A 10,902-nucleotide genomic window follows, 5' to 3' on the forward strand; every position below is an offset into this window, starting at 1 on the left:
GGCCCGCCCCGCGGCGCGTGACGCCGGGGGCGGGCCCTCGCCCTCAGGAGTCCCCCGCCCACCCGGCGAGGACCTGGCGGGGGATCAGCCCGGCAGTCCCGTCGGGTCGTCGCGCAGGAGCTGGGCCAGCACGTCGAACTCGTTGAAGAGCGTCCAGTCCTCGGTGACCACGCCCTGCGAGAAGTACAGCTGGGACATGCCCCACAGGTGGACCCGGCGCCCGGTCGGCCGCCCGTACAGCGCGTGGCCGCGGTGCGAGCCGACCGCCGTCCACCGCACCGAGACGCGGTAGCCGTCGGCGTCGTTGCCCATCCAGTACACCTCGTCGACCTGCATGCCCAGGTCGGGGAAGGTGGCCAGCAGCGCCCGCGCCATGCCCCGCACGTCGCCCCGCCCGTAGCCGCTGCGGTTGGACGTGCCGTACCAGCGGACGTTGCGGGCGTAGGCCCGGTCGAACGCGCTCAGGTCGCGGCGGTTGTAGACGTCGTGGAAGAGCGACCGCACGGTGTGCTCCACGTCGAAGCCGGACCCCTCGGCCGCCTTCGGGTAGGGGAGCGGCTTGCGGCCGCCGACGAGACGTTCGACGTCGCTCAGCGTCCGGTCGCTCAGCGGGTCCAGGCCGCCCTCGTTGCCGAAGGCCCGGGCGGCCTCCCGCACGTCGATGCCGAGCTGCGAGAGTTTGGCGGCGGTGTTGTAGAGGACCCACTCCTCCACGATCTCGTTGGCCACGACCTCGCAGTTGGCCATCACCCAGGTGCGCAGCGGCTTGCCCGTGGCCGGGCCCCACTGCCAGTCACCGGTGTGGGTGCCGATGTTCTGGGCGCGGTGGGAGGTGACGAACCCGTCTTGGTCGTCGCCGGCCCAGATGACCTCGTCCGCGTAGTGGCGGCAGTCGGGGAACGCGTGGATGTTGGCCATCGTGCCGCTGACCAGCGGCTCGACCCCTACCTTCAGCCCGGTGTCGTCGTGCAGGCGGCAGCCGGGGGCGTAGGTGTCGTAGATGTAGCCGACGTCCTGGTCCTCCCAGATGCGGTGGGTGATGCGGATGATGTAGTCGACGATGTCGGTGTACTCGTCCTCGAAGCCCCGCATCGAGTGGCGGCGCTCCCCGAGCGGGTAGCCCGGGGCGTCCGCGCCGTTGCCGGGCCGTAGCGATATCGCGAAGTCGGCGGGCATGAACCGCCGGGCGGCGCGGTCGAAGCGGTCGGCGGCGGAGTTGCCCGCGGCCGGGGTCTCGTCGGCCTTCGCCGGGGCGGGCAGCGCAGCGGTCCTGCCGTCCTGCCGCACCGCCGCTGCGGCTCCGTTCTCGGTGGCGCTCACGCCTGTCCCTCCTCGCGCAGTGCGGCCAGCCGCAGGGTCGCGGTCGCGCCGTGCGCCGACATGCCCTCGTAGGCCGAGATGGTCTCCACGGCGTGTGCCAGCTGCTCGGTGCCCTCACGGCTCACGCGCTGGTAGGTCAGCGGCTTGAGGAAGCGCGAGACCGACAGGCCCGCGCTGTGCCGCGCACCGCCGGCGGTCGGCAGCACGTGGTTCGTGCCCGCCATGCCCTTGTCGGAATAGGCGACCGTGGACCAGCGGCCCAGGAAGACCGAGCCGTAGTTGTGCAGGCCCGCCAGGTACATGTCGTCGTCGGCGGTGTGGATCTCCAGGTGCTCCGGTGCCAGCTCGTCCATCAGCTCGATGGCGGTGGCCGCGTCCTTCGCCCAGGTCACCGAGCCGTAGTCGCGCCAGGCGGGGCCGGCGATGTCGCGCGTCGACAGCGTCGCGAGCTGCCGGTCGACCTCGGCGATCACTGCCTCGCCGAGCTGGAGGGAGGTGGTGACCAGGGCCGCGGGCGACTCCGTGCCGTGCTCGGCCTGCCCCAGCAGGTCGGCCGCGACCAGCACCGGGTCCGCACTCTCGTCGGCCAGCACCGCCACCTCGGAGGGACCGGCGGGCAGGTCGATGGCGACCTTGCCGAAGAGCTGCCGCTTGGCCTCCGCCACGTAGGCGTTGCCCGCACCGACGAGCATGTCCACCGGGCGCTCGCCGAGCAGGCCGAACGCCATGGCGGCCAGCGCCTGCACACCACCGAGCACGTACGCCCGGTCCGCCCCGGAAAGGTGGGCGCCGTAGAGGACCGCCGGGTCGGCCGCACCCTCACGGCCGGGCGGGGTGCAGGCCAGCACCGTGGGAACGCCGGCGGCCTTCGCCACGCCGACCGTCATGAAGGCCCCGGCCAACAGGGGGAAGCGGCCGGCGGGCAGGTAGGCGCCGACCCGCTGCACCGGGACGTAACGCTGGCCGGCCACCAGGCCGGGGGCGAGCTCCGCCTCGAAGTCGACGAGGTGGGCGCGCTGCCGGCGGGCGAACTCGCTGGTCCGCTCGTGACCCAGCTCCAGCGCGGCGCGCAGTTCGGGGCTGAGCTTGTCGCCGGTCTTCGCCAGCTCGGCGGCGCCGATCTCGACGTCGTCGTGGGCCCAGCCGTCGAGTTCGCGGGCGTACCGCAGCACGGCGGACATACCCTCGCGTTCGATCGTGGAGAGCATCTCCGAGACGCGCTCGGCGACGGCCGGGTCACGCTGGGCGGCGGGGGAGTCGGGTGGGGTCTTCAGGAAACGGTACGAACCGTCGAACTCCGCGAGGCGGGAGGGGCTGAATCGCATGACGATCACGCTAGGACGACCTCAGCCACAGGACAACCTTGACTTAACCTGGCCTACCCATAGGCTTCCCCTATGGCAACCTCCTCTTCCTCCCACGCCGACCCCGGCGACGTCGCCTCCCACCTCACCCTCAAGCAGCTCCGCTCCTTCGTCGCCGCCGCCCGCCTCGGATCCTTCACCGCCGCCGCGGCCCGCATGGAGGTGGCCCAGGCGTCGGTCTCCGAACTCATCCGCAAGATCGAGGACGAGGAGGGCGTCACCCTCTTCGTGCGGGGCGGCCGGCGCCTGCTGCTGACCAGTGCCGGATCCACCCTGCTGCCCTTCGCGGAGAGGGCGTTGGCCGCGGTCGACGAGGGAGCACACGCGCTGCGCGCCCAACGCTCCCTGCAGGGCGGGGTGGTGACCTTCGGTCTGCTGCGCAACGCCGCCTACTACGTCCTGGCGGACCTGGTCCAGCACTTCCACGAGAACCACCCGGGCGTGCGGGTCCGCATGGTGGGGCTCAACTCCGTGGAGGTTGCCGAGGAGGTCGCGAACGGGGCCATCGAGGCGGGCCTGGTGGTCCTTCCGATCGAGGACGCCGCGCTCAAGGTCACCCCGCTCCTGCGGGACGAGGTGCTCTACGTCAGCCGGGATGCGGCGCGCACGGCCCGCCCGGTGAGCGTGGCCGACCTGGCCCAGGCCCGCCTGGTGCTCTACGACGCGCACTACAACTGGCGCGACCCCACCCGCAGGCAGCTGGCCGAGCGGGCCCAGCTCGCCGGCATGCGCATCGAGCCGTGGGTGGAGGTCGAGCACGTGGAGTCGGCCCTGGGCCTGGTGGCGCGCGGCGTGGGGGACACCGTCGTCTCCCGTGCGGTGGCGGAGAGCCCCGCCTTCCCCGCCGGCCTGCACACCGTCGGCTTCGAGGAGCCGATGCACGACACGATCGCCCTGGTGCAGCGCCAGGGCTCCGAACTCTCGCCCGCCGCACGGGAGATGGCCCGCATGGCGCGACGCATGCTGCTACGGGGTACGGGAGGGGAGGCCGGGCCGCAGCGTTGACGGAAGCGGTGCTCCCACCGGGCACCGAACGGCCCGGGCCCCGTACGGTATCGACGGCTCGGGCCCCGGCGGCGGCCCGCGCAGGTGTCGTCGTTCACACGGGCCACGGGGCGCTCACCCGGCCAGGGCCGCCCGGACCGCGGCCTCGGCATGCAGCCGGGCGGTGGGGAAGACCGGTACGGGGCTGTCCTGTGCTCCGATGAGGAGTTCGATCTCGGTGCAGCCCAGGATCACGCCCTCCGCGCCCGCCGTGACGAGGTCCCGGATGACCTGCTGGTAGGCCAGGCGCGACTCCTCCCGCACCACGCCCAGGCAGAGTTCCTCGTAGATCACCCGGTGCACCAGCGCCCGCGCCCCGGGGTCCGGGACGCGCACGTCCAGCCCGGCGTCCGCCAGGCGCCCGCGGTAGAAGTCCTGCTCCATGGTGAAGGCGGTGCCCAGCAGACCGACCCGGCGCACCCCCGCAGCCCGGACGGCCGCCGCCGTGGCGTCGGCCAGGTGGAGCAGCGGGACCGAGACGGCCGCCTCGACCTGGCCGGCGACGATGTGCATGGTGTTGGTGCAGATCAGCACCATCTCGGCACCCGCCGCCTCCAGGGACCTGGCCGCGGCGGCAAGGAGTTCCCCGGCCTCCCTCCAGCGCCCCTGGACCTGGAGGCGCTCGACCTCCGCGAAGTCCACCGAGTACAGCACGCATCTGGCCGAGTGGAGGCCGCCGAGCCGGTCCCGGGTGAACTCGTTGAGCAACCGGTAGTACTCGGCCGTCGACTCCCAGCTCATCCCGCCGATCAGCCCGATGGTCCGCATCGCCACTCCTTCACCGCCCGCCTCGCGAGAGGCCCCTCGGCCCCACGTCCCGGCGCAACGATGCAGCGGCGGGCCCACCTGGAGCAAACCGCGGCGCCTGCAAGGGATGATCCACACCGGCCGCGCCGAGCACGGCCGGGCGGAGCTGGGGATCCGTGAGTGCTCAGGCGGGCGGCGGGCCGTGCGTGCCGCGCTCCACGAGGTGGGGCACGGAGACCACCCGCCGCGGGGCGGACCGCGGGCCCTGCTCCCGGGCGCCGGAGTCCTCCGGGGCGCGGGCCGCCTCGATGCGGTCGAGCAGCAGCCGGGTGGCGCCCGCCACCATCTCCTTCAGGTCGTGCGAGACCGTGGTCAGGCGGAAGGACTCCCAGGAGGCCATGGGAATGTCGTCGAACCCCACCACCGTCAGCTCCTGAGGCACCCGCACCCCGGCGGCCAGCGCGGCGTTCAGCGCACCGATCGCGATGGCGTCACTGCCGCAGAAGACGGCCGTGGGGCGGGGCCTGGCCGCGAGGACCTCGGCCAGCAGCCGGTGGCCGGTCTCGAACTCGAAGGGCCCGTGGCGCACGGCGTCCGCGGCGACGGCCAGTCCCCTCTCGGCCAGGGCGAGCCGGAAACCGTACTCGCGCTCCCGTCCCGTGGTGGTGTCCGGCGGGCCGAAGATGCCGCCGACGTGGCGGTGGCCGAGGTCGGCGACGAGCGTGGCCGCCAGCCTGCCGCCGAGGGTGTTGTCGACCACCGCGGCGTCACCCGACCCCTCGCCCACGTCGCGGTTGAGGAAGACGAACGGCATGCCGTGGCGCGTCAGTTCGGCAGGCAGCGCCGAGTCGATGGTGCTGGTCATCAGCACCACGCCGTCCAGCGAACCGTCGACGAGCCGCTCACTGGCCAGCGCGGCGTCCGAGCGCTCGGCGAACATCATCATCCGGTAGCCGTGCCCCTCCAGGGCGTCGTGCAACGGCCCGACCAGGTGGGGGTAGAACGGGTTCGCCAGGTCGGTGACCACGGTGCCCACCCGGTGGGTGCGCCGGGTCACCAGGGACCGCCCGGCCTCACTGGTGACGTAGCCCAGCGCCTGAGCGGCACGCTGCACCCGCTCCCGGGTGGCCGCCGAGACCCGCGCGTCGCCCCGCAGGGCCCGCGAGACCGTCGGCTGCGAGACGCCGGCGAGACGGGCGACGTCGCGGCTGGTGATGGTCATGGCTCGGACTTCCGTAGGCGGCGTGTGCGGGCGGGGCGGACGTACGCCCGCAGTCTACGGTCCGGCCCCCGCCTGCCCGGGCGGGCCCCCGGCGCCCCGACGGACACCGCGTCCGGCCGGTCGACCCCTGGGCCGGGGGTTGACAGGGCGAGGCTCGCCAGGCTTAGTGTGCATACGTATGCACCTAGTGGTTCGGTGGCACCACGCAGCCCCGGACCGGGGAGGAGAGCTGTGTCCACGGACCCGACGTCCGGTGTGAGGGTCGACTCCGCCGAACTCGCCCGACGTACCGTGCGCAGGAGCGACTTCGTCTCCTGCAACCAGGCGTTCATCGACTGCCGCACGCCAGGATCGGACCGCAAGGAGAACTACTCGATGATCGGCCGCGGCGTCTCGCAGAGCGCCGGGCAGGTCGTCAACCTCGAGGAGCCCCACGGCTACAACATCGGCGCCGCCGCCATGCCGAACGGCGTCGTCAACAACCTTCACCTGCACTACACCGCCGAGGTCTTCCTCTGCTTCCGCGGCGAGTACCTGCTGCGCTGGGGCGTCAACGGCGACGAGGGCGAGCTGCTGCTGCGCGAGGGCGACATCGCCTCGATACCCACCTGGATCTTCCGCGGCTTCACCAACACCGGCCCGGACGACGGCTGGCTCTTCACCGTCCTCGGCATGGACGACACCGGCGGCATCATCTGGGGCCCCTCCGTACTGGCCGAGGCCGCCCGCCACGGCCTGTACCTGAGCGCTGACAACGAACTCATCGACACCGTCGCCGACGGCCCGCTGCCGCAGGACGCCGAACTCGTCCAGCCCCTGGCCGAGCACCACATCGCCGCCCTGCGCCGCTACACCCCCGAGCAGATGCGCCGCCGGGTCGCCGCCCACGAGGAGCTGGCCTGGTCCGGCAAGGCGCTGCTGGACCACGCGCTGCCGGGCGGCGGGGCGGAGCTCGCGCTGGTCGTCGGGTACGGCATGACCGAGGACCGCGACCAGGAGCCGGTGGTCACCAACCCCCACGGCCACTCCATCGCCTGGCTGCGCGCCGAACCGGGACGCGGCGTCCTGCGCCACCGCACCGCGCACAGTCAGGTGCTCATGGTCAAGGACGGCGAGTGGGAGGTGACCCTGAACGACGAGGACCCGCTCACCGTCCGCCTCGGCCACCGCGACCTGCTGTCGGTGCCCGCCGGTGCCTGGCGCACCCTGCGCAACGTCTCCGACGGGCCCGCCACCCTCGTCGTGGTCAACGAGGGCGACGGGCGGGTGCGGCCCGAGTGGGACGAGGAGGTGGTCAAGGCCGCAGCCGACGCCGGTGTCGGCCTCGACCACAACGGCTACCTCGCCCCCTACGAGCTCATCCCGCGCCGCCGGTGAGCGGTGGCCACCCGGCGGCACTCCCCGTGGTGCTCGTGCCCGGGATGCTCTGCGACGCCGCCCTGTGGGACGGGGTGCGCCCGGCCCTCACCGGGCTCGCCGGTCCCCTGGTCGACGTCCTGCCCGACGCCCCCGACATCGCGGGGATGGCCCGGCAGGTGCTCGACGCCGTCGAGGGACCCTTCGTCCTCGTGGGACTGAGCCTCGGCGCCATCGTCGGCTTCGAGGTGGTCCGCAGGGCACCGCAGCGGGTGGCCGCCTTCGCCGCGCTCTCCACCAACGCGGCGGCGCCCACGAGGGCGCAGCTGGCGGCCTGGCGCGAGGCGGACCAGGCGGCGGCCGAGGGCCGTTTCGCCTCGGTCGTCGAGCAGACCCTGGCCACCATGTTCGCCGAGCCCCGGCCGGCACCCGCCCTGGACCAGGCCTACCGGGACATGGCGCGGCGGGTGGGCCCCGAGCGGCTGAGGGCCCAACTCGCCGCCCAGGCGACCCGGACCGACGCCCTCCCCGCGCTCGCCGCCTACCCCGGCCCGACGCTGGTGCTGTGCGGCGGACGCGACGCCCTGTGCCCGCCCTCCTACCACGTGGCCATCGCGACAGCCGCCCCCCGGGCCCGGCTCCGCCAACTCCCCACCGCAGGCCACCTGTTGCCGGTGGAACAACCGGGCGCAACGGCGGAGGCGTTGGGCGACTGGCTCGCCGGCGTCCTCCCGCAGCCGCCGCCCGCCGACCGCTGACCACCCCTCGTCCCGGCGAGGAATGCCCGCCCGACCCCCCTCCGTGCGACCGGCCCCGAACCCCGGCCGCACCCTCCACGAAAGGCACCCGCATGCCCGAGATCCTCAAGGCGCCCCGGCAGACCGCTCCCGTCGCCCACGGCGGCGACGCCGTCGGTGAGCGTGTCGCCGCCATCATCGACGACGTGCGCGAGCGCGGCGACGCCGCGGTGCGCCACTGGTCGGCCACCTTCGACAAGTGGGAGCCGGAGAGCTTCCGCCTCTCCGACGAGCGCGTCCAGGAGATCATTGCCACGGTGCCGCAGCAGGTCATCGACGACATCAAGTTCGTCCAGGACCAGGTGCGCACCTTCGCCCGCCACCAGCGCGCCTCCCTCACCGACGTCGAGGTGGAGACGCTGCCCGGCGTGAAGCTCGGCCACCGGCACCTCCCCATCGGCCGGGTCGGCGCCTACGTCCCCGGCGGCCGCTTCCCGCTGACCGCCTCCGCGCACATGACCATCGTCACGGCCAAGGAGGCCGGCGTCCCCTCCGTCATGGCCTGCACCCCGCCCATCCGCGGCGAGGTGCCCGCGGCGACCGTCGCCGCCATGCACCTGGCCGGCGCCGACGAGATCCACCTGCTCGGCGGCGTCCAGGCGGTCGCCGCGATGGCCGTGGGCACCGAGACCGTCGAGCGGGTCGACATGCTCGCGGGCCCCGGCAACGCCTACGTGGCCGAGGCCAAGCGGCGCCTGTTCGGCGAGGTCGGCATCGACCTGTTCGCCGGCCCCACCGAGATCCTCGTCATCGCCGACGAGCACGCCGACCCGTTCGTCGTCGCCGTCGACCTGCTCTCCCAGGCCGAGCACGGGCCCGACTCGCCCGCCGTCCTCATCACCACCAGCCGCACCGTCGCCGAGGCGGCCCTGGCGGAGGTGGAGCGGCTGCTGCCCACCATGCCGACCCGGGACTTCGCCGAGCCCGCCTGGCGCGACCACGGCGAGGTCGTGGTGGTGGCCGACCTCGACGAGGCGTTCGCGCTCGCCGACCGGTACGCCTCCGAGCACGTCGAGGTCCTCACCGAGGAGCCCCGCCGCGCGCTTGCGCAGATGCGCAACTACGGCGCCCTCTTCCTCGGCGAGGGCACCTGCGTCTCCTACGGCGACAAGGTCATCGGCACCAACCACGTGCTGCCCACCCGCGGCTCGGCCCGCTACACCGGCGGCCTGTGGGTCGGGAAGTACCTCAAGACCGTGACCTACCAGGAGGTGACGGACCAGGCCTCCAGCGCCCACCTCGGCAAGGTCTGCGGCCGTGCCGCCCGCGTCGAGCTGTTCGAGGGTCACGCCCGCTCCGGGGACGTCCGCGCTGCCAAGTATGCCGGTGCCGAGCTGCCTTGGAACGAGAGCGCCGTCACCGCGGGGGCCGCCTCGTGACCGCCCCCCGCACCGGCGACCAGCGGCTGGCCGGACGCACCGCGCTCGTCACGGGCGGCGGCAGCGGCCTGGGCGCGGTCCTCACCCACGCCCTGGCCGACACCGGCGCCCGCGTGGTCGCGGTCGGGCGGGACGAGGCGGCACTGGAGCGCACCGCCGCCGCCCGGCCGGGCGCGGTCCTGGCCCGGCAGTGCGACGTCAGCGACCCCGACTCCGTCGCCCAACTGGCCGGGTCCCTCGCCGACGAGCACATCGACATCCTCGTCAACAACGCCGGCGTGCCCGGCCCGGTGGCGCCGCTCACCGAGGTCGAGCCGCAGGACTGGGACGACGTCTTCGCCGTCAACGTGCGCGGCGTCTACCTGATGTGCCGCACCTTCGCCCCCGGCATGACCGCCCGCAGCGACGGCGACATCCTCAACATCGCCTCGGTCTCCGGAAAACGCCCGCTGGCCGGACGCACCCCGTACTGCGCCTCGAAGGCGGCCGTGCTCGGCCTGACGACGACGCTCGCCGCCGAACTCGGCCCGCAGGGCGTGCGGGTCAACTCCCTCTCGCCCGGCCCGGTGGACTCCGCCCGTATGCGGCGCAACTTCACCATGGAGGCCGAACGCACCGGCGTCACCTACGAGGAGGCCGAACGCCGGTTCGTCTCCCGGGCGCTGCTGGAGCGCATGGTCACCGAGGAGGAGGTCGCCGAGGCGGCCGTCGCCATGATCGGCCTGACCGGCCTGTGCGCCGCCGACCTCGACCTCTCCGCGGGGATGGTGGCCAGGTGAGCGGCGCTTCCCTGAAGGCCAGGGCCGCGGCGGGGGAGCCGCTGCGCGGCGTCCTGGTGCGCGTTCCGGCCGAGGAACTGGTGGAGATGGCCGGCGTCGCCGGCGTCGACTTCGTCCTCCTGGACTGCGAACACGGCCCCTCCGACGTCCTGGAGCTGCGTCGCCACATCACCGCGGCCCAGGTCTACGGCATGCCCGTCCTGGTCCGCGTCGGCGAACAGGACCCGCAGCTGGTGCTCCGCGCGCTGGACCACGGCGCGGCCGGTGTCGTGGTCCCGCACGTGGACGACGCCGCGACGGCCGCGGCCGCGGTGCGCGCCGCCCACTACCCGCCGCTGGGCGAGCGGGGCTTCGCCACCTACGGCCGGGCCGGCGGCTACGGCACGGTCACGGCCGCGGACCACCTGGCCGCCGCCCGGGACACCCTGGTCGTCGTCATGGTCGAGTCGGCGGAGGGCTGCCGGCGGATACCGGAGGTCCTGGCGGTGGAGGGCGTCGACGGAGCCCTGGTGGGGCCGGCCGACCTGGCGGTGTCGATGGGCACGCCCGGCGGGGGAGCGGAGACGGTGGAGGCCGTCTGCGCGGTCCACCGGGCGGTCGCCGAGGCCGGGTCCCTGCGGATGGACATCGTGAGCAGCCTCCAGGCAGCGGAGGACGCCTTCGCCGACGGCGCCCACCTCGTCGTGCACAACCTCACGGCGCACCTGGTGCGGCTGCTGCGCGGCATCGCCGGCAAGGCCACGGCTCCGGGGCAGGAGGGCTGAGGCCCCGGGCCACGAGAAGAGGTGCCGGCCTGCGGGCGCGGGGGCCGGGGGGCGCCCCGCGGACGCCGCAACCCCACTGTAAAGGACGGCCGCCGGACGCAGGGAGAAGAAAGAGATGACCCCCGGCAGA

General features: G+C 73.8%; 10 protein-coding genes. 6 read left to right on the plus strand and 4 right to left on the minus strand.

What is annotated here, in order from left to right; translation table 11 throughout:
* Positions 1-84: 84 nt before the first annotated feature.
* Positions 85-1,320, minus strand: coding sequence for an ester cyclase (locus tag ACFV3R_RS34035; protein WP_385591283.1), 1,236 nt, complete (start codon positions 1,318-1,320; stop codon positions 85-87).
* Positions 1,317-2,645 (minus strand): histidinol dehydrogenase, encoded by a 1,329-nt coding sequence (hisD, locus tag ACFV3R_RS34040; RefSeq protein ID WP_385591284.1) that lies wholly within the window; start codon positions 2,643-2,645, stop codon positions 1,317-1,319. Before hisD (ACFV3R_RS34040) ends, ACFV3R_RS34035 begins: the two co-directional genes overlap by 4 nt.
* Positions 2,646-2,717: 72 nt before the next feature.
* Here hisD (ACFV3R_RS34040) and ACFV3R_RS34045 point away from each other — a divergent pair, with 72 nt between their 5' ends.
* Positions 2,718-3,689: a LysR family transcriptional regulator gene (locus ACFV3R_RS34045; protein WP_385591287.1), complete on the plus strand. Its 972-nt coding sequence runs from the start codon at positions 2,718-2,720 to the stop codon at positions 3,687-3,689.
* Positions 3,690-3,803: 114 nt separating this feature from the next.
* Here ACFV3R_RS34045 and ACFV3R_RS34050 read toward each other — a convergent pair whose 3' ends face one another.
* On the minus strand, positions 3,804-4,496 hold the full coding sequence (locus tag ACFV3R_RS34050; protein ID WP_385591290.1) for an aspartate/glutamate racemase family protein: 693 nt from the start codon (positions 4,494-4,496) through the stop codon (positions 3,804-3,806).
* Between the two features lie 163 nt (positions 4,497-4,659).
* Positions 4,660-5,697: a LacI family DNA-binding transcriptional regulator gene (locus tag ACFV3R_RS34055; RefSeq protein WP_385591293.1), complete on the minus strand. Its 1,038-nt coding sequence runs from the start codon at positions 5,695-5,697 to the stop codon at positions 4,660-4,662.
* Positions 5,698-5,928: 231 nt separating this feature from the next.
* Here ACFV3R_RS34055 and ACFV3R_RS34060 point away from each other — a divergent pair, with 231 nt between their 5' ends.
* The 5 genes from ACFV3R_RS34060 (at position 5,929) to ACFV3R_RS34080 (ending at position 10,772) form a co-directional block, all read left to right on the plus strand.
* On the plus strand, positions 5,929-7,074 hold the full coding sequence (locus tag ACFV3R_RS34060) for a cupin domain-containing protein (RefSeq protein WP_385591296.1): 1,146 nt from the start codon (positions 5,929-5,931) through the stop codon (positions 7,072-7,074).
* A gap of 26 nt (positions 7,075-7,100) precedes the next feature.
* Positions 7,101-7,811 carry an alpha/beta fold hydrolase gene (locus tag ACFV3R_RS34065; protein WP_385591298.1) on the plus strand — a complete coding sequence of 237 codons (711 nt, stop codon included), beginning with the start codon at positions 7,101-7,103 and terminating at the stop codon, positions 7,809-7,811.
* A gap of 92 nt (positions 7,812-7,903) precedes the next feature.
* Positions 7,904-9,229 (plus strand): histidinol dehydrogenase, encoded by a 1,326-nt coding sequence (hisD, locus tag ACFV3R_RS34070; protein WP_385591300.1) that lies wholly within the window; start codon positions 7,904-7,906, stop codon positions 9,227-9,229.
* A complete protein-coding gene (locus ACFV3R_RS34075; RefSeq protein ID WP_385591303.1) occupies positions 9,226-10,008 on the plus strand; it encodes an SDR family NAD(P)-dependent oxidoreductase in 783 nt (260 codons plus the stop codon). The genes hisD (ACFV3R_RS34070) and ACFV3R_RS34075 overlap by 4 nt, the downstream gene beginning before the upstream one ends.
* Positions 10,005-10,772: an HpcH/HpaI aldolase/citrate lyase family protein gene (locus tag ACFV3R_RS34080; protein WP_385591305.1), complete on the plus strand. Its 768-nt coding sequence runs from the start codon at positions 10,005-10,007 to the stop codon at positions 10,770-10,772. The genes ACFV3R_RS34075 and ACFV3R_RS34080 overlap by 4 nt, the downstream gene beginning before the upstream one ends.
* Positions 10,773-10,902: the final 130 nt, after the last annotated feature.

Source organism: Streptomyces sp. NPDC059740 (assembly GCF_042733155.1).
Taxonomy (GTDB): Bacteria; Actinomycetota; Actinomycetes; order Streptomycetales; family Streptomycetaceae; genus Streptomyces.